Below are 19,856 nucleotides of genomic sequence, written 5' to 3'. Positions count from 1 at the left end.
TTTGTGTAGGGTGCTTCGCACCCTACACAAAAACATGGGTTGCAAACTTAGGCCGCAGTCTACTAGTATCACGTGAGCTAGGACATCCAGAACTGAGATAACTGCTCCCACTCGATCTGGATGTTCTAGCTCACGTGTCTAACTTCACCCTGGCTGCCATGGCCTGGAGAGTTTCAAGAGGGACGGTGTAGAAAAAGCGCCGGCGGAACTGTTCTTCTTGAACGGCTTCTAGAAATCGGCTGATACATTGAGTTGCCTCTGTATCTAGAGAGGGTTCAGGAGACATGCTCGGTGCCGTTTCAACAGGAGCCGCCTGCTGTATTCCCAACTGATTGTCATTGGCTGTCACCACAAATCCTAGCGGTTTCAGGGCATAAAAACCAAGTTGGAGAGGGCGATCGCCAATCCCCAACTTGTCAAGAATTTGGCTGCGTCGAACGGTGTGTCCAGTACGGCTCAAGTATTTGGCAATGCCAACGAGATCTTGCCATACATCAATAGATGGCCGCTCTGTTGGATGAGGATAGGCCAGAGCTAACTGGGTTCCCTCTTGAGTTGCTCTACGGAACCAGACATTCAGCTCATCCCAACGGCTAGGGCATTGGGTCATTTTCAAGACTGGCCCGTCATCGGAGAATGCTTCTGGCTTTTGCGTGCGCCAGTCTAGGATCCAATTGACCCGTGGGGTTACGGCTAGCGCTTCGGGAGAATCTGAACAGGAGCGCACAGCAATCAGGCGGATTTCAAACTGGTTCTTGCTGGCGTTGTAGTCGAGTTCGGCGATCGCATCACAACGCCCCGACGGAATTTCATCCTTATAATGGCCCCACCAAACTCCATCGAATCGGCTTCCCGTATCATCGCGAATTTCAAAAACCGTTCGAATGTAACGCACGGCTCGGTTACGGAAATCCTGAATGTTACGATTCCATACCCGCTCGAACCAGCAATTACGCAGCAGCAGGCGAGGGGTTGGATTCCCCAAACCATAAGGTTCTAGAACACTCAGTTCCCGGAAGAGGGATTTCCCTAAATCCGCAACCGTTACGTCTAAGTCGGCTTCTAGCGTAGCTCCTAGCGGGAACCCTATGGCAAACTGCTCCTGACGTAGTTGTCGGTTGATGGCCTCAGCGAACAGCGGCAGATTTTCGACGGGTAGGCTCATCCCGGCAGCAAAGGGATGGCCGCCAAAACTTTGAAGGAGATGCTCTTGCTGTTTGACCAGGCGATAGAGATCAATGTTGTTAACAGAACGGGCAGAGCCTCGGGCAGTCCCTGTCTCCGTATTGAGTAGAATTGTCGGTCGGCCATACTCCTGAGCAATCTGGCTGGCGACAAGGCCAAGCACACCGGGTGACCACTGAGGGTCGGCCAGAACAATAGCTGCGGTAGTCGATAGATCCTGTTGAGCCAGTTGGGTTTTCACCTGGGTCACCACATCTCGCTGCAAGGCTTTGCGACGGGTATTCGCCATCTCCGTTTCTTCTGCCAGGGTTTGGCAGCGGATGGGGTCGCGGCTGGTTAGCAGTTCTACTCCGAATCGAGCATCGCCATGAATGCGGCTGATAGCGTTGATGCGGGGGCCGATGCCAAATGAAATATCAGTGGGGCGATCGCCACTGGCCTGACACAGTTCTAATAGTTTCGCCACACCAGGACGGGGTGGAACGGCATCCCGGTTCTTCCGCAATTGTTGAATGCCCCGTTGGGCTAGATAGCGGCAATCTCCCTTCAACTCCACCAGGTCAGCAATTAACCCGATCGCCACCAGATCTAATAGATCCTCTAAAGGCTGGGTAGGAACTTGAGGTAGCGTCTCATAAAGAGCCTCGACGAGCTTGTAGGCTACAGCTACCCCCGATAAGGTGGCGAAGGGATGGTCTGGAGGGAGCGATCGCGGATTAATCAGCGCCACGACCGGAGGCCGAGTTTCTGACAGCGTATGATGATCCGTCACAATGATGTCGATGCCCAGCTCACGGGCATGTTCAATTTCCCGAAGATTGGTGCTGCCCGTATCACAGGTGACAATCACGCGAAAACCTTGAGCAACCAGTCGCTCAATACCTGCTATCGACAACCCGTGGGATTCTGTAAAGCGATTGGGGATGGTATAGACAAGTTTTTCTTCCTGCGAGAAGAATTGCCCCAACCCTTCCCAAAGAACAGAAGTGGCGGTTACGCCGTCGGCATCAAAGTCGCCCCAGATGGCAATCGCCTCTCCCTGTTCACGAGCTTTTTGAAGGCGGGCGATCGCCCACTCCATCTCATCTCCAAACGCAAATGGCGACGCAGGAACGTAATGGGCTGGATTAATGAAGCGACGGACAGTTTCAATATCTTGCAAGCCCCGCTGCCACAGCAACTGGGCGGCCCACATGCCAGATGAATCAGGCATATATTGTGCCACAGCTTTGATAAATGCTTCTGGCAATTCTGCCTTTGGCTGAAGCTGCCATGGTGCTACGTCAGGCATTCAGACTCCACGTGACCGACTAGTTCTATCTTGCAATAAGTACCCCATAGTTGAACATGCGTACTCCAGCCATCCATGTTATGTAGCGCTCCATCCTCAGAACTGGGAAGCACAAATATCTGAATGAGGTTCGCGATATTGATGTTTTGAGGAAGTAGCGTACAAAACATCAACATCTCGAATAGTTGCTAAGAATAGCAATGTATTCACAACAACAGATTGACATCAAATTTCCTGAAAAGGCTAAAATTAGGCAACGAAATTCTATCAGCGTCAATACTCTTTCAGTTGATATTATTTAAAGATTGGTTTTTCGTAAAGAACAACCCGTAAAAGATTAACCATTCAAATACTTCAAAATTAGCCTCTTTTTATACCAGTTCGTAACGTGAACATACAAGAGGATAAAAGCACGGGCAGATTTGTATCGACTGCCTTGGGCTTGGTAAACCGGCATTTTTGATAAACCTAGTCAAGGCAAACACTTTCGGAATTCGAATTTACGTATCTTCTCAATATTTCGTGAGTCGTTTTGTAAAAAAATATTTAGCAACATGGTTTTCCTGATTGGGTACATTCTTTGATTCATCATGTAGCTTTTTTTATTGACTCTGATGGGGATCTCCGTAGTTATTCGGGATGAGTCTAAAAAAAATCGGTTCAAAAGAATAGTTTTTTGGTTAAAACATTCTTGTGTTCTTTAAGACGAAACCCATATTTGATGTGGGAGAAAGAGTTCTTTCGAAAGGGTGTTTGTCTATCTAAAGGGGGTTATTCTTCTGCTTTGTCTTTTGTTTTGATAAAGCCCATTTATGGTTCCCTTTACCAAGTGCTTTAAGGTTCTTTTTCAATCCTTGAGTTACTGCAAGCAATAGGCAAAACCGGGCCGGCGATCGCCTTCGGGATTTCTGTAACATATCCCGAGTATCCGCATGGCTTTTTTCAGGAAGAACAACAGCTAAACGTATCTGTTTCGTTGATTCATCCCGTTCCTGCGTCTTTTTTATTCTCACTCAGATCAGGTCAGAGTGGTCATTGCAACAGTTCCAAATCTAGCTTTTGCCAATCTTTTGTTCCTGTAGAGGTTTCCCATGGCCAGTATTACAAGCGTCACCCTTCCTACCAATCAAACGTACGGGCTCCAACAAAATCTGGACTTCACCGTTACCTTTGACGAAGCTGTGACCATTACCCCAACCGGTAGTGATTCAGTTCGTATTCCCATCACGCTGGATACTGGGGGTACTGTTTATGCCGTTCTGCAAGGAACAGGCGCATCTTCCACAACTCATCAATTCCGCTACACCGTCGTAGACGGCAACCTCGACAGCAACGGCATTCAGTTAGGTACAGCCCTTGAGTTAGCGAGTGGAGCGACGATTGTTGACGCCAACAACGCGAGTGCAACCCTCAACCTCGTCGGGGTTGGTGATACGACGGGTCTTCTCGTTGATGCTGTTTCCCCTACCATTACAGGCGTCTCCGTACCCACCGATGACACGTATGGCAGTGGGGAAGCCTTGAATTTCATTGTGACCTTCAGTGAAACCGTCACACTCGAACCGGGAACCGGGTCAATTCGCCTACCCCTCACCTTAGGTACCGGTGAGCCGGTCTATGCAGTCCTTCAGGGCGCCGCTTCCATTCCTAACAGCTACGAATTCCGCTACACCGTAGCCGAAGGAGACTTGGATACCGACGGTATTCAGTTAGGTACAGCCCTTGAGTTACAAGGCGATGCCAAAATTGTGGATGCGGCTAACAATACGGTGGCAACCCCTACTCTAACTGGCGTTGGCGATACCACGGGTATCCTGATTGACACCATTCGACCTACCATCACAACCGTAACCGGGCCTGCTGCGGGCACTTATGGTGCAGGCCAGAACCTCGATTTTGTCGTCACCTTTAGCGAACCCATCACTCTGACCCCCGAAACAGGTGCGCTTCGTCTACCCCTTACCCTGGGCACAGGTGAGCCTGTATTCGCCGAGCTTCAAGGCCCTGGCACGGAACCCAACACTTATGTGTTCCGTTACACCCTCGCTGATGGGGATGTCGATACCGATGGGATTCAGGTGGGCACTGAGTTGGCGTTGCAGAATAGTGCGATCGTTGCAGATGCCGCAAACAATAACGCAAATTTAACCCTAGCTGGTGTCAGTGATACGACGGGAGTTCTAGTGGACACCATTGCTCCCACCATTACCACTGTAACTGGGCCTGCTGCGGGCACTTACGGTATCGGTGCAACCCTAGATTTTGTCGTCACCTTCAGTGAGGCAGTCACGTTGACTCCGGGCACAGGAGCCATCCGGCTTCCCCTGACGGTAGGAGAAGGTGAGCCTGTCTTTGCCGAGCTACAGGGTGCCGGCACAGAACCCAACACCTATGTCTTCCGCTACACCGTAGTTGCTGGGGACGTCGATACGGATGGTATTCAGGTAGGCACCGACCTTGTGGTGGAAGGGGATTCCACCATTGTGGATGCTGCGAATAATAGTGCACTCCTGGCCCTAGCTGGCGTTAGCGATACAGCCGGCGTCCTGATCGATACCGCAGCACCCACCATTACAGCAGTGACTGGCCCAACTGCCGGTACCTATGGTGTAGGTGAAACCCTCGACTTCGTTGTCACCTTCAGCGAACCTGTTACCCTCACCCCTGGTTCTGGAACCATTCGTCTGCCCCTTACTGTAGGAGAAGGTGAGCCTGTCTTTGCCGAACTACAAGGTGCTGGCACAGAGCCCAACACCTATGTCTTCCGCTACACCGTAGCAGAAGGGGATGTCGACACCGATGGGATTCAAGTGGGCACTGACCTGGCACTTGAAGGGGATGCTACCGTTTCAGATGCTGCCAGTAACAACGCTATCCTTACATTGGCTGGAGTCAGCGATACCACAGGCGTCCTGATTGATACAACAGCACCTACCATTACCTCTGTCACGGGGCCAACTGCCGGTACCTATGGCGTGGGCCAGAATCTCGACTTTATCGTCACCTTCAGTGAACCTGTTACCCTCACCCCTGGTTCTGGGACCATTCGTCTGCCCCTCACCGTAGGAGAAGGTGAATCTGTCTTTGCCGAGCTACAGGGCACTGGTACTGAACCCAACACCTATGTCTTCCGCTATGTTGTCGCGGAAGGAGATGTAGACACTGATGGCATTCAAGTGGGTACTGATCTGGAAGTACAGGGTGATGCCACCGTTGTAGATGCTGCAAATAATAGCGCTACCCCAACCCTCGCTGGTGTCAGTGACACGGCTGGGGTTTTAGTAGACACCATTGCACCTGCCATTACAGCAGTGACTGGCCCAACTGCCGGTACCTATGGTGTAGGTGAAACCCTCGACTTCGTTGTCACCTTTAGCGAACCTGTTACCCTCACCCCTGGTTCTGGAACCATTCGTCTGCCCCTTACTGTAGGAGAAGGTGAGCCTGTCTTTGCCGAGCTACAGGGCGCTGGCACAGAGCCCAACACCTATGTCTTCCGCTACACCGTAGCAGAAGGGGATGTCGACACCGATGGGATTCAAGTGGGCACTGACCTGGTACTTGAAGGGGATGCTACCGTTTCAGATACTGCCAGTAACAACGCTATCCTTACATTGGCTGGAGTCAGCGATACCACAGGCGTCCTGATTGATACAACAGCACCTACCATTACCTCTGTCACGGGGCCAACTGCCGGTACCTATGGCGTGGGCCAGAATCTCGACTTTATCGTCACCTTCAGTGAACCTGTTACCCTCACCCCTGGTTCTGGGACCATTCGTCTGCCCCTCACCGTAGGAGAAGGTGAGCCTGTCTTTGCCGAGCTACAGGGCGCTGGTACTGAACCCAACACCTATGTCTTCCGCTATGTTGTCGCGGAAGGAGACGTAGACACTGATGGCATTCAAGTGGGTACTGATCTGGAAGTACAGGGTGATGCCACCGTTGTAGATGCTGCAAACAATAGCGCTACCCCAACCCTCGCTGGCGTCAGTGACACGACTGGTGTCCTGATCGATACAACAGCCCCCACGATTACGGCTGTGTCTGGGCCTGAGGCTGGTACGTATGGTGTTGGTCAAACCCTCGACTTTGTCGTCACCTTCAGCGAGCCCGTTACCCTAGAACCGGGCACTGGGTCAATCCGTTTGCCCCTCACCGTAGGAGAAGGCGAGCCCGTTTTTGCCGAGCTGCAAGGTGCTGGTGCTGACCCTAACACCTATGTGTTCCGCTATACCGTAGCGGAAGGGGATGTGGATACCGATGGAATTCAAGTCGGTACTGATCTGGCATTGGAAGGGGACGCCACCGTTGTGGATGTGGCTAACAACAGTGCAGCACTGACATTGGCTGGCGTCAGCGATACTACAGGCGTCTTGATTGATACAACAGCACCTACAATTACGGCTGTGTCTGGGCCTGCTGCGGGCACCTACGGAGCAGGCCAGGAGCTTGACTTTGTTGTTACCTTCAGCGAGCCCGTCACTTTAACGGCCGGTGACGGTTCCATTCGTCTTCCCATTAACCTAGGGAGCGACACTCCTGTCTTTGCGGAGTACCAGAGCGCTGGTACTGAGCCTAATACCTATCTGTTCCGTTACACCGTAGCGGAAGGGGATGTGGATACCGATGGGATTCAAGTCGGTACAGATTTGGCGTTGGAGGGGGGTGCCACTATTACCGATGTCGCCAACAACAGCGCAACGCTAACGCTGGCTGGGGTTAGTGATACAACTGGAGTGCTAATAGACACGGTTGCGCCCACGATTACATCCGTGAGTGGCCCAACCGCTGGTACTTATGGTGTGGGAGACAATCTCGACTTTGTCGTCACCTTTAGCGAACCCATCACTCTAACGCTCGGGGACGGTTCAGTTCGCCTGCCTATTAATGTGGGAAGTGACACCCCTGTTTTTGCTGAGCTACAGGGCGCTGGTACTGAGCCTAATACCTATCTGTTCCGCTACACGGTGGCGGAAGGCGATGTGGATAGTGATGGCATTGAAGTCGGCACCGATCTGGCATTGGAGGGAGGCGCCACCATTACGGATGCGGCCAACAATAGCGCAACACTGACACTGGCTGACGTAGGCGATACCACAGGTGTGCTGGTAGATACCGTTGCACCAACCATTACAGCGGTTTCCGTACCCGCTGCGGGTAATTATGGCGTCGGTCAGACCCTCGACTTTACTGTGACTTTTAGCGAACCTATCTCGTTGAATGCTGGAACGGGCTCAATTGGTCTACCGATTACGATAGGTACTGGGGAACCCGTGGTTGCCGAGCTACAAGGGCCTGGCACTGAGCCCAATACCTATACCTTCCGTTACACCGTAGCAGAAGGGGATGTGGATACCGATGGGATTGAAGTAGGCACCGACCTCCAGTTAGAAGGGGATGCCACCATTACGGATGCGGCTAACAATACTGCAACGCTAACGCTAGCTGGCATTGGGGAGACGACAGGTGTGCTGGTGGATACGGTGGCACCAGAGATTACAGCGATCGCCCCTCCCCAAAACGGCACCTACGGCATTGGACAAAACCTCCAGTTCGGTCTCACCTTCTCCGAACCCGTAACCATTGACACGACCGGAGGAGTTCCCAACTTGCCTTTGACCGTTGGTAGCAACACCGTTGATGCCACCTATGTTTCTGGCAGTGGCACCAACACATTACTCTTCGAGTACACCGTTGCGGATGGAAATGAAGATGCGGATGGGATTGAAATTAGTTCGGCCCTGAACCTCAACGGTGCAACTATTCGTGATGCTGTTGGAAATGACACAACCCTCACGTTGGATACACTGCCTGACACCAGCGGTGTTTTGGTGGATGGAACCCCTCCAGGTGTGACGGCGGTACAGGTTCCCAACGCCGATACCTATGGTGTTGGAGAGGTTTTGGAATTCTCGGTAACCTTTAGCGAACCTGTTACGGTTACAGGTGGCACACCCGCCATACCGATCACCCTGGGTAATGGCGCGAGTGTAAACGCGGCCTATGCAGAGGGTAGCGGCACTAACACTTTGATCTTCCGCTACACCGTCGCGGAGGGTGATACCGACACCGATGGAATTACGCTAGGCTCTGGCATTAGCCTTGGAGGCGCAACCATTCAAAATTCTGCGAGCAGTGATGCAGTTCTGACACTGGTTGGAGTTGGATCAACGACCGGAGTGCTGGTAGATGGAATAGAAACATCTGTTGCATTTACAGCCATTACTCCTGCAGTACAAGATAGCCGTCAGACCCCAGCCACAGCTTCAGTCACTCTCACGTTTGGGGAAGCAGTTAGCGGCTTTGATGTAGAGGACCTCCAGCTGACTCGCGATAATCAACCTGTGGAGTTAACAGGAGTTACCATTACCCCTAACGCCGAGCAGACAAGCTACACCATCACGGGTCTAGCAGACTTGACGGCTCCCGCTGGCGACTATCAGTTGCGGCTGGTCGCTGCCAACTCTGGCATTACAGACACCTCCGGTAGCCCTCTGGCCGCAGATGCCTCTGTTTCCTGGATACGGGGCACGACTGCTCGGGCACCCCGACCCATCGATTTCTCGGGTGGTGACCCTGGAGTAAGTCGGAGCGGTAACAATGGCAACAACACACTCCGAGGCACAAGACGCAATGACACGATTGCTGGCAACGGTGGCAACGACAACATTTCTGGATTGAATGGCAACGACATTCTTGATGGAGATGCAGGCACCGATGTTGTTACAGGAGGCGGTGGCAACGATCGCCTTCTGGGGGGTGGTGCCAATGACTCCCTGGATGGTGGAGTCGGTGATGATCGGATTTTCGGGGAAGCCGGTAACGACTTGATTAATGGTGGCAATGGTGACGACGCACTTGTAGGCGGTCTGGGCCGTGACACTCTGACCGGCGGTGGCGGCGAGGATGTGTACACCTATAGCTCGTTAGCTGAAGGGGGCGATACCATCCGTAACTTCCAGGCCAATCAGGATGTGATTAATCTGGCAGGGATCTTCCGGGGAGACGAGTATAACGGCGACACATCTTTTGCCAAATTTAATCAGTTTGTACGACTGATTGGAGTCGGCAATTCAACCCAGGTGCGAGTTGATTCCAATGGGTCGGGCGCAGGTAACACGTTTACCATTCTGGCCACGTTGGAAAACGTTCGAGTCGGGCAGATTAGCAGTGAAAACTTTGTGATTGGCTAATCGTTCTCGTTACACCGTTTTGGGGAGTGGAAGTTTTGCTTCCACTCTCTGTCACACTTTAGAGAGTGGAAGCAAAACTTCCACTCTCTGTATTTTTAGTATTTTCAAATCTGAGGACGTTTCCGAGTGCAACACACCATGGGACACTCGAAAACGCCCTGAATCAGACAGGTTATTGTTTGAAAAGCCTCGCTCCGTCAAGCTTTTCAAACAATAACCTGTCTAACAGAGTGCTTAAGGTTTGTACCTGGTGCATATCTCTTGTATGGAGTGTGTACGGCGCACACACTCCATACAAGAGATATTTGGATAGAAGCGCGATCGCCTCCAAACTCTTACCATGAGGTCGGTTCGAGCATGACTATCACAGCAGTTATCATTATGAGCTTCAAAGCCAAGATTGCGCGCCCGACGGGCGCGCAATCTTGGCTTTGAAACCCGAAAACCGCTTGCCTTCGGCAAGCGGTTTTCGGGCCTAATTCCATACTGAGAATTGCTGTGACTATCAATAAAGTCTTGCAGCAAGCTCGCTCAGGAGAGATCATTTTGTTGCATGATGAGGGGCGGCGACCAGATGACTCCCGTTGAGACATTGCCGCAAATTCTGTCGGCTTTTCCCGATAGAGCTCGGTTTGTGACTGCACTGGAACTCCTACACCTGGGTGCGCCGGATTCTACTCATGTCCCCCCTGAAACCTCTACTAAATAAACGTTCTACCGCGATCGCCCTGTTCACCCTGGGCTGGGCCGTTGCGCTTCTACTGCGTTTCCCACTCATGGCGATCGCTGCCGATCCAATGCCCGCCGAGCTGCGCGGTATTTGGCTAACCAATATCGATAGTGAAGTCTTGTTTTCCAGCCGCAACCTCGTGGAGGGATTGCAACGATTGCATCGCCTCAACTTCAATACCCTTTATCCCACCGTCTGGAATGGCGGTTACACGCTCTACCCCAGTCCGCTTGCGAAAGCAACGTTTGGGGTTGAGCAAGATCCCTACCCCGGTTTTGAGGGGCGGGATATGCTGGGTGAAATGATTGTCGAGGGCCACCGCCATGGAATGGCCGTGATTCCCTGGTACGAATTTGGGTTGATGGCTCCAGCCGAATCAGAGCTAGCAAAGCAGCATCCTGATTGGTTGAGTACCAAGCAAGATGGCGATCGCATCTGGCTGGAAGGAGGCCGCATTCCTCGGGTATGGCTCAATCCGCTGCATCCTGAAGTGCAGAATTTTATGGTGGGGCTGTTAACAGAAGCAGTCGAACGCTACGACATCGACGGCATTCAACTGGATGACCATTTTGGCTTACCGGTCGAGTTTGGTTACGATGAGTTGACCGTAGCCCGTTACCGAACCGAAACAGGAACGGAGCCACCAGAAGATCCGACAGATCCAGAGTGGGTGCGCTGGCGAGCCAATCAAATTACTCGTTTGATGCGTCGGGTGGTTAACGAAGTGCGGGCCATCAAACCCAATTGCATTATCTCTCTATCCCCTAATCCCCGAGAATTTGCATTTGAACAGTATTTACAAGATTGGGGCACCTGGGAGCGCCGGGGCCTGGTGGATGAGTTGATTGTGCAAATTTATCGGCGCGATATGGAGCGGTTCATTTTTGAAATTGAGCGCGCAGATGTGCAGGTAGCCCGAGAATTTTTGCCGGTTAGCGTTGGAATTCTCACAGGGCTGCGCGGCGACATTACCGATATGGAGTTGATTAGCGAACAGGTAGAAGCCGTACGCGATCATCGCTATGCCGGGGTTGCATTCTTCTTTTATGAAACGTTGGGCAATCGCGATAGCTTGTTTCTCGGCCTATTCCCAACTCCGGCCCGTCGTCCTGAGCCTCCCGATCTGGGTTGGGATGATTCAGTTTGATTATTTCTTGAGCCTCTTAATTTACCTGCGCGAAGTACAGGGTGCATCCCACTTTTGTTCAGTGAGGCGAACTTCGCCCGCTTCACTTACAAAAATGGCTTTCCACATTTGCAAAAGTTAGGATGTACCCTGAGGCACATGAAAAGTGGAGAGGCTCAAAATAACTTCCCCCCAACGATTGAAACTTGCAAAGAAATTTGACAATCGGTACCGAAATAGGAAAGTATAAATACGGTGGGCGTAGTTTGGGAATACGTTGTGATTTCTGAATGGCTACGTTCTTGCCAGTTCGTTTCGTTTCAAGGCTACCGACCTGAGCCGATCGCACCCTCGTAAGATGTGTGGTTTGTTCAATAAAATGGAAGGTTGGGTTCTCTGAGACGGTCGTTGCGGAAACTGGGATCATCGGCGGGTTCTTGCGATCGCCCAAATTAGCTGGATGTGACGAAAGCTAATTCCTGGTGGTTTTGAGGATGGAGTGTCGGTGGCACCGGGTGACTCAAATCGGAGTTGGAGTCAACTTGCGATCGCGATGACACTCGTTGAGCCAGTTTGAAATCGTTGATGTCGGGTCTGAAGCATTTTGGTTGACCCGATTTCTTTGGTTTCGTTCAGCGTTCCGCAGACTGCGTAGAGTTTTGGTCTGCTGATTTGGGTCGGACTATATTCTGTGACAAGAGGTTCACCGCTACATGAATTTTTCCATTGCGTCACTGCTTGCTAACTTTCAGGACGATAAGCTCGTTGCTCCCAAAGCTCTCGAAAAAAAGCTCGAATGTGAAGACGAAGACAGTCTGCGTCAGCTACACATTGCGCTGGATGCTCTGGAACGCATTGGCATTCTGGCCAAAGAGCGGGGCAAATATCGCCGGGTTACCGAAGATGATGTCGTCGAAGGGAAACTGCGCTGCTCCAGCAAGGGTTTTTGCTTCGCCATTCAGGATGTAGAAGGTTCTGAGGATATTTATATCCGCGAAAGCCAGTTGAACACAGCCTGGAATGGCGATCGCGTTCTCGTACGGGTTACCAAAGAAGGCAGCCGTCGCCGCAGCCCTGAAGGAGAAGTGCGGCTGATTCTGGAGCGGAACAATAGTTCTGTTCTGGCCCGCGTTAAGAAGGTCGATGAGAAGAGCTATCGGGCTATGCCGTTAGACGATCGCCTCTTGTTTGAACTGGACCTCCTACCCAGCGATGATCCGCCTCTGGATGAAGCCGTGGATCAACTGGTGCATGTTGAGATCCTGCGCTATCCCCTGGGCCAAAACCTGCCCGTTGGCCGGGTCGCTCAAATCCTCGGTCTGGATGCCCAGGAAGCCTCTGACATTGACATCGTCTGCTGCAAACATGACTTGCCACGCCACTTTAGCGAAGCGGTCACGGAAGCAGCGAAGGATATGCCGACCAAGCTCCGCAAGACCGACATGAAGAAGCGGCTGGATTTGCGGGCACTTCCAGTTATCACCATCGATGGGCCAGATCACCCCCACAGCCCGGCCATCGACGATGCCCTCAGCCTGGAGCAGGTCGATGATGACATGTGGCGTCTGGGCGTACACATTGCGGATGTGTCGTATTATGTAGCGCCGCGATCGCCCATCGATGTAGAAGCCCAGAAACGTGGGACGTCCGTCTTCCTGGGCGAGGTGGTTGTGCCCATGCTGCCCGAGCAGGTGCACCGTATCTGTTCCCTGCTGCCCGGTGAAGATCGGCTGGCCCTGTCCCTGCTGATTCTGTTGAATAGCGAGGGCGAGGTACAGGAATACGAGATTCACCCGAGCATTATCCAGGTCAACCACCACCTGGACTACCAGCAGGCCCAGGCCATTCTGCAACGCAACCAGAAAGACGTCGCGGAATCTCCCTATCCCCTGCCCTCCCTGAAAGAGCTGAAGCCACTAGAGCCTGTGTTTGAGTTGATGGATCAACTCAACCTCATCAGCCAGGCTTTAGCGAAGCAGCGTCTCAAGCGAGGAGCCTTCAACCTCAGCCTCTCAGAGAGCATCTTCCCGGAAGAGCACAACCCCGAGCTCGGCAAATTCCTTTCTACCCGCTTCCAATACGACGACGAAGGGGAGTTGGGAGCCATGGTGGTGTCGTCTGTGCTGCCCGCGCGGAACATTGTCACGGAGCTGATGCTGCTGGCAAACCAGCTTGTGGCCGAGCACCTGGCCGCTCTGCAGGTGCCTGCGGTTTACCGCGTTCACCGCACCCCCGACCCCGCGGATGTGCAGGAGTTGGTGAAACTGGTGGCTAACATGGGCATCGAATACGAGCCCGAGAAGGAAGAGGAGGTTCACCCCCGTGACTACCAGCACCTCACCCAGTTCTTTGCGGAATCCCAAGCAGAGCGAGTGCTGACCTACCTCCTGCTAGAAACCCTCAAGCCTGCGGTCTACAGCACCACCTCCGGAGCCCACTTTGGGTTGGCCCTGGAAACGGCTTACACCCACTTCACCTCACCTCTACGGCGCTATCCTGATCTGCTGGTGCATCGGGTGCTGCATGCCATCTTTGAGCATGGGCGCGATCGCAAGACCACCCGCTCCAAAGATAAAGTCGAGCTATACAGCAGCACCGCCCACGGTGCCATTAGCTGGACGGTATTACCCACCGACATGCACGACGAGCTGGCAGAATACTTCAACAGCGTTGTCACGCACCTGACGGAGCAGGAGAAGCTGGCCCAGGAAGCCGAAGACGACCTGGAAGGCTTGAAGAAGGCCGAATATATGCAGGCTCGCACCGGGGAAGTGTTCCACGGCATCATCACGGGCGTACAGTCCTACGGGTTCTTCGTAGAAATTGAAGAACTGCTGGTGGAAGGCCTGGTTCACGTCAGCTCCCTCAAGGACGACTGGTACGAGTTCCGCTCTCGCCAGCAAAAGCTGGTGGGTCGCAAGAACCGCAAACAGTTCCGATTGGGCGATCGCGTCGAAGTTCAGGTTAAGAGCGTCGACTACTACCGTCAGCAAATTGACCTGCTGGCTGTAGGCGGCGGCAGCGAAGCCAGCGACGATGACGAGGATCTGAACATTACCGAGCCAGAACACCACGAAGAGTTTGAGTCAGAAGATTAATCTCCTCCAAACTCAACGCAAACTAAAGAAAGAGCGTGGCACTCCGTGTCACGCTCTTTTCTGATGGTTAAAGAACCTGCGGCTCTCACAAAAAAACCGTGACTGATTCAAGCGCAAAGCGCTGTATGTGGTGAATCAACCGGAGTTGATATAAGGTCAAGGTTGGGGCGTTGTGTCCACTTGACCTTAACTCTTAATTAGCCTGTGCCTTCCTCTTCTCATCCCATCATTCTCGGTATTACTGGCGCCTCTGGTCAGATTTATGCGGTGCGATCGCTCAAGTTCCTCTTAGAAGCTGGCTACACGGTCGATCTGGTGGCCTCCAAATCCACCTATATGGTGTGGCAGGCAGAGCACAGTCAGCGAATTCCTGTAGAACCGGAGCGGCAGGAACAATTCTGGCGACAGCAGGCGGGAGTGGAAAGTGCAGGGAAGCTGCGCTGCCACCCCTGGGGAGACGTAGGAGCGACGATCGCCAGCGGTTCGTTTCGCACCCAGGGAATGATCGTGATTCCCTGTAGTATGAGCACCGTGGGCAAGTTGGCGGCAGGGCTCAGTTCGGATTTGCTAGAGCGGGCGGCAGATGTGCAGTTGAAAGAGGGGCGATCGCTCATCCTGGTGCCCCGCGAAACGCCGTTTAGTCTCATTCACCTTCGCAACCTCACCACTCTGGCTGAAGCGGGAGCCCGCATTGTCCCGGCTATCCCCGCCTGGTATCACCACCCCCAATCCATCGAAGATCTGGTGGATTTTGTTGTGGCCCGGACTCTCGATCAGGTGGGCATTGATTGCGTTCCTCTACAGCGTTGGGAAGGACGAAATCCTGAGTCATCCGAGCCTGAATAACAAATACACCAGACCCCAGCGTGTTGTCGCCGCGAACCATAGCATAACTCTGGGGTCTGGTGTGAGATGTGGCAGCAATTCTCATTTTGAAATCCAACCCGAAAATAGCCCGCCGAAGGCGGACTATTTTCGGGTTTCAAAGCTGAGAGTTCGTGCCCTTCGAGCACGAACTCTCAGCTTTGAAACCCATACTGAGAATTGCTGGAGATGTGGCTTCACGCAATAGCAACGCCCGGAGAAGTAGTATAAGGGTGAGGTATTGCCTTCCACTTCACTGGGCTGATGTCTTCAACCTTAAAGCGAAGGTAACAGAGACGGAACACGCGAATGGTAAGAGTTGTACTGCTGTTAGCCGTTGTGGGTGTATTGGTGCTGTTTTTCTTGCAAAACAGCAGCGTTGTATTGCCCCTGACGATTTTGGGAATGAAGACCGTAGAGTTGCCTGTGGCCGTGTGGGTGCTGGGGGCGATCGCGGCTGGAGCCATCACAGCCCTTCTCACCGGCGCAGTGGTGCAGTTGGGAGGCAATCGCCGTTCCCGTCGTCGTTCTTCTGGTCGTAATAACCGTTCAGGGGCCTCTGGTACCCCCTGGACGCCACCTCCCTGGACAGGGCAAGGGGCAGAACCTCAAGACACTCCGCGCAATGGTAGCCGCCGTTCTCGATCCGAGGACGATGACTGGGGCGCCTCCTCCAGCGGTGACGATTGGGATGACTGGGCCCGAGGCGAAGACTCGCCGCGCACAACCGTACGGCCTCCCACAACACCTCCCATCCGGGATGCGGAATTTCGCCCGCTGAATGTGGAAACCGTCTATCCGGAACCCGACTACGAGCCTTCCTACAGCAATTCCTACGACAACACCTACACCAGTTCCTATTCGGACTATAGGGCCAGTGCTCCAGACTACTATGAGGAACCGGAAGAGGGAGAAGTTTGGGATGATTGGGAGGAAGAACCTGTACGACCAGTCCCACCGCCACCACCGCCACCGCCCGAAGACGTTCCACCAGCCCGCGATATTGTCGAAATCCGTCGAGATCCCCAGAGCACCGAGCGCACTGGCACCATTTACTCCTTCAGCTACCGTACTGAAGAAGAGCCGGAGGTTGTAACTCCTAAACCGCCCAATGATGGAACCACAGTTATCCAAGAACCTGTGATAGACGTTACTGAGGAGAAAACACCCGCCCCTCCCCCAGAGGAGCCTCGTATCCGTGTGATCATTCCGCCGTATCGCTCTACCCCTGAACCGCCTCCTGCCCCCCCCGCAACCGATGATTGGGATGACAATGAAGAAGACTTTGACGCGGATAGCACTTACGACGCGGATGTAACGGATTCCGATGTGACGGGTGATCGCGAAGTCTGGGATGATTGGGATGAGGACCCCGACGAACCGGATTCTCCCAATGGAGGCCCATCCCCGCGATCGCCCAACGGCAACCCACCTCTCAAGTTTTAAGGGAACACACACCATGACAGACATTTACGGGTATCCGCCCGATCTGGCTGCTCGCCTCAAGGGCACCAATATTTTTTTGGTTGGCATGATGGGCAGTGGCAAAACCACCGTAGGTCAGTTTTTGGCTAAGAACCTGAACTATCGCTTTATCGATACCGACAGTCTGGTGGAGCAGGTTGCCCAAAAACCCATCAACGAAATTTTTGCAGAATCGGGAGAGGATGCGTTTCGCCAGCTCGAAACCCAGGTGCTCTCAGAAGTTGCCAGCTATTCCCGCATGGTAGTGGCAACGGGTGGTGGCATTGTACTGGCCCGCCAGAACTGGAGCTTTTTGCACCACGGTCTAGTGGTTTGGTTGGACGTGCCGGTAGAGCATCTGTGTCGCCGTCTCCAGGCCGATACCAGTCGTCCTTTGTTAAAGGATGTTGACCTCAAAAACAAACTAGAAAAGTTGCTGGAGGAGCGGCGATCGCTCTACTCTCAGGCGGATGTACGAGTTGTATTGCAGGGAGATGAGCCCCCAGAGTGGGTAAGCGAGCGTGTTCAAACGGACATGAGCAAAGTCCTCAACCCTGAAGATTCCGCGATTAACAACTGATATAGCAATATGCAAGTGCGTTAAGTACAGCAACGGTGGTGTGGGGCACCACGTGCCCCACACCACCGTACTTAATCAACGTGCACAGCGCTATAAATCGACAGCCATTAAAAGAGAGGACGAGTGCAAAGCACTCGTCCTCTCTTTTAATGCTTTGGCTTCATGATGCTAGTGGGCTGCCGTGGTGATGGACTAGATACCAGCGATCGCCCATACGTTCGAAAATATTCGTTGCCATAGATTTCGCTTGCATGCGGCGGTTGCCAATCACCTGCATCACAGTCTCGACCAACACGACGTAAGCTAAATCCCCAGAAATCTCCGTCGTTTTAACATCGATGTCAATTTCTAAATAACGAGTGTTTTTGAAAATTTGCTCCCAGGAGGGACGAATCTCATCCCATCCTTTGAGGGCCATCCGGCCAGGATGGATGCAAAGCGTGGCCGTTCCCTTGGACCAAACCGCATCCATCGCATCCAGATCGCGCTTTTCAAAAGCCCGGTAGAACTCTGTGTTGGCCGATAACACGGCTGGCGCACTCATCGCAAAGAAGGGGCAAAGGCTACCGGAGCCAGATTGAGCATCCCAACCGAACCATCTTCAGGGCTAGCAGATGGCGATGCTCCAGGGGTACGGGTACGGTTAGGCGAAGCGGGAGACACAGGAGATGGCGAAGACGTTGATCCCGCCGGAGCCGTACGGTTGGGAGTTACTGTAGCCTCGGGTGTGGGGCTAGCAGACGGCACAGGAACCGCACTGGGAGAGGGGGCTACCTGGGGTGCGACCGGTTCACCCAGAATGCTGGCATTGTTACCGGGCAAATAGAAAACACCCGCAACACAGGCGATCATCAGCGTCGCCAGGGTACCGATGAATAGTGCTTTCCAACCCAACTCAGAGATGTCCCGACGGCGGGAAGGAATCAGGGCGCTTGTACCACCCACAAAGATACCAACAGAGGCCAAATGGGCAAAACCTGAGAGGGCGTAGCTGATAATAAGGACAGCGCGATCGCTCAAGGGATTATCAGGACGAGCCGCCGCAAGCGCTAACGATTGGTAGGGCGGAATCGCCGTTTCAAACAACCGCCGACCAATAATGACTGATGATTCCCACAGTTCATTCCACTCCAGGGAAACCCCCGTCAGAACGGTGAGGGGCAAGAACAGAGCACCTAGAATATTTTGCAGGGTGACGACTGTGAAAAAGTCGCCGACGCCATAGGGCAACGTGGCTAACCAACCAAACAATTGGTTGATCAGATAGACGATACCCAAAATCAGAATCAGAACGGCAGCAATTGACACAGCCATCTTGACCCCATCCAATGCACCAACAATGGCCGCATCCATCGGGCTCACTCGCTGAATGGGTTCGCCTGCAACGGTTTCTCGGGGAATATCATCCTCGTAATCAGCTTCCCGAGCAGCTTTGTTTGCTGGGTCTCCTGAATCTACCAACACTGAATCATCAGGAATGCCCCCTGCAGTTACAGGAATTGTCGTTTCTGGCACCAGAATTTTTGACAACAGGAAGCAAGCCGGAATTGCCATGATGGAAGCAGAAACCAGATGCCCCAGAATATTTGGGAATTCAGGTTTGAGGAAGCTAACGTAAATTGCCAACGTCGAGGATGCTGCTGTGCCAAAACAGCAGGACAGAATGGCGCACAGTTCACTGCGAGTCATGGAAGCAAGGAACGGTTTGACAGCGATCGCTGCTTCAATACCGACAAAGATATTGGCTGCACCACTGAGAGACTCAGCTCCACTTAATCGCATCGTGCTGTAGAACACTTTGGCGAAGAAGTTCGTGATGGCCTGCATAATGCCCAGGTTATAGAGCAGGGAAATGAGGCCCGAAAAGAAAATCACGGCCGGCAATGCCCGGAAGGCAAAAACATATCCCAGCTGAATACCACAAAAACCAGGAACCACCAGGCCCGATGGTGGAGTGCAGGCCGCTGCCCCTGGCGCTAGTGGCGATAGAAGCAACGGCTCCTGCCCCGGCACAGGCACGAGATTACGGCCAAAGACAAAACGCGCACCCGCATCGGCGGCATCAAACACAACATTTAACAAACCGCTGAACACTTGCAGAATGTCGCGGGTCAGGGGAAACCAAAAAACCAGGGCACCCAGAATAAGCTGCAAGAGAATTCCAGCGAGCACCACTCGCCAGGGAAAATACTTGGGGCGGCGATTTTCAGAAAATAGCCAGGCGATCGCACACAGCCCCACCATGCCCAGCAATGAAATCAGGTTGAGAAGCCCCATAGACCCTTCCTTAACGCAAGCCTCAATGACGGCATTTACCTTATT

The 19,856-nt window shown here is 53.0% G+C and carries 9 protein-coding genes; 6 read left to right on the top strand and 3 right to left on the bottom strand.

Annotated features, from left to right (window positions below):
- Window positions 1–130: 130 nt before the first annotated feature.
- Window positions 131–2,476 (bottom strand): single-stranded-DNA-specific exonuclease RecJ, encoded by a 2,346-nt coding sequence (recJ, locus tag NDI52_RS00215; protein ID WP_190771328.1) that lies wholly within the window; start codon window positions 2,474–2,476, stop codon window positions 131–133.
- Window positions 2,477–3,567: 1,091 nt separating this feature from the next.
- Between recJ and NDI52_RS00210 the strand changes: the two genes are divergently transcribed.
- From NDI52_RS00210 to NDI52_RS00185, 6 genes are all read left to right on the top strand, one after another.
- Window positions 3,568–9,672, top strand: a complete 6,105-nt coding sequence (locus tag NDI52_RS00210) for a hypothetical protein (protein WP_190771327.1) — start codon at window positions 3,568–3,570, stop codon at window positions 9,670–9,672.
- 680 nt (window positions 9,673–10,352) lie between these two features.
- Window positions 10,353–11,549, top strand: a complete 1,197-nt coding sequence (locus NDI52_RS00205) for a glycoside hydrolase family 10 protein (protein ID WP_190771326.1) — start codon at window positions 10,353–10,355, stop codon at window positions 11,547–11,549.
- Window positions 11,550–12,241: 692 nt separating this feature from the next.
- Window positions 12,242–14,626, top strand: a complete 2,385-nt coding sequence (locus NDI52_RS00200; RefSeq protein WP_190771325.1) for a ribonuclease R family protein — start codon at window positions 12,242–12,244, stop codon at window positions 14,624–14,626.
- A gap of 204 nt (window positions 14,627–14,830) precedes the next feature.
- Complete coding sequence (locus NDI52_RS00195; protein WP_190771324.1) at window positions 14,831–15,472, top strand: UbiX family flavin prenyltransferase; 642 nt, start codon at window positions 14,831–14,833, stop codon at window positions 15,470–15,472.
- Between the two features lie 327 nt (window positions 15,473–15,799).
- On the top strand, window positions 15,800–16,936 hold the full coding sequence (locus NDI52_RS00190; RefSeq protein WP_190771323.1) for a hypothetical protein: 1,137 nt from the start codon (window positions 15,800–15,802) through the stop codon (window positions 16,934–16,936).
- Window positions 16,854–17,534: a shikimate kinase gene (locus tag NDI52_RS00185; RefSeq protein WP_348256309.1), complete on the top strand. Its 681-nt coding sequence runs from the start codon at window positions 16,854–16,856 to the stop codon at window positions 17,532–17,534. The genes NDI52_RS00190 and NDI52_RS00185 overlap by 83 nt, the downstream gene beginning before the upstream one ends.
- A 160-nt stretch (window positions 17,535–17,694) precedes the next feature.
- Here the strand turns inward: NDI52_RS00185 and NDI52_RS00180 are convergent, their stop codons facing one another.
- Both NDI52_RS00180 and NDI52_RS00175 read right to left on the bottom strand, forming a co-directional pair.
- Window positions 17,695–18,078, bottom strand: a complete 384-nt coding sequence (locus tag NDI52_RS00180; RefSeq protein WP_190771322.1) for a nuclear transport factor 2 family protein — start codon at window positions 18,076–18,078, stop codon at window positions 17,695–17,697.
- Window positions 18,075–19,811: a nucleoside transporter C-terminal domain-containing protein gene (locus NDI52_RS00175; RefSeq protein WP_190771321.1), complete on the bottom strand. Its 1,737-nt coding sequence runs from the start codon at window positions 19,809–19,811 to the stop codon at window positions 18,075–18,077. Before NDI52_RS00175 ends, NDI52_RS00180 begins: the two co-directional genes overlap by 4 nt.
- Between the last annotated feature and the right edge of the window lie 45 nt (window positions 19,812–19,856).

Origin of the sequence: Leptolyngbya sp. PL-A3, from assembly GCF_039962325.1 — a bacterium.
In the GTDB taxonomy this organism is placed as follows: Bacteria; Cyanobacteriota; Cyanobacteriia; order Elainellales; family Elainellaceae; genus Vacuolonema.
This window is presented reverse-complemented; position numbering and strand designations above follow the sequence as displayed.

Excerpts from the sequence above, each read along its gene's own strand:
- recJ (WP_190771328.1), bottom strand. The coding sequence starts at position 2,476 with ATGCCTGACGTAGCACCATGGCAGCTTCAGCCAAAGGCAGAATTGCCA.
- NDI52_RS00190 (WP_190771323.1), top strand. The coding sequence starts at position 15,800 with ATGGTAAGAGTTGTACTGCTGTTAGCCGTTGTGGGTGTATTGGTGCTG.
- NDI52_RS00200 (WP_190771325.1), top strand. The coding sequence starts at position 12,242 with ATGAATTTTTCCATTGCGTCACTGCTTGCTAACTTTCAGGACGATAAG.
- NDI52_RS00205 (WP_190771326.1), top strand. The coding sequence starts at position 10,353 with ATGTCCCCCCTGAAACCTCTACTAAATAAACGTTCTACCGCGATCGCC.
- NDI52_RS00180 (WP_190771322.1), bottom strand. The coding sequence starts at position 18,078 with ATGAGTGCGCCAGCCGTGTTATCGGCCAACACAGAGTTCTACCGGGCT.
- NDI52_RS00210 (WP_190771327.1), top strand. The coding sequence starts at position 3,568 with ATGGCCAGTATTACAAGCGTCACCCTTCCTACCAATCAAACGTACGGG.
- NDI52_RS00175 (WP_190771321.1), bottom strand. The coding sequence starts at position 19,811 with ATGGGGCTTCTCAACCTGATTTCATTGCTGGGCATGGTGGGGCTGTGT.
- NDI52_RS00185 (WP_348256309.1), top strand. The coding sequence starts at position 16,854 with ATGAGGACCCCGACGAACCGGATTCTCCCAATGGAGGCCCATCCCCGC.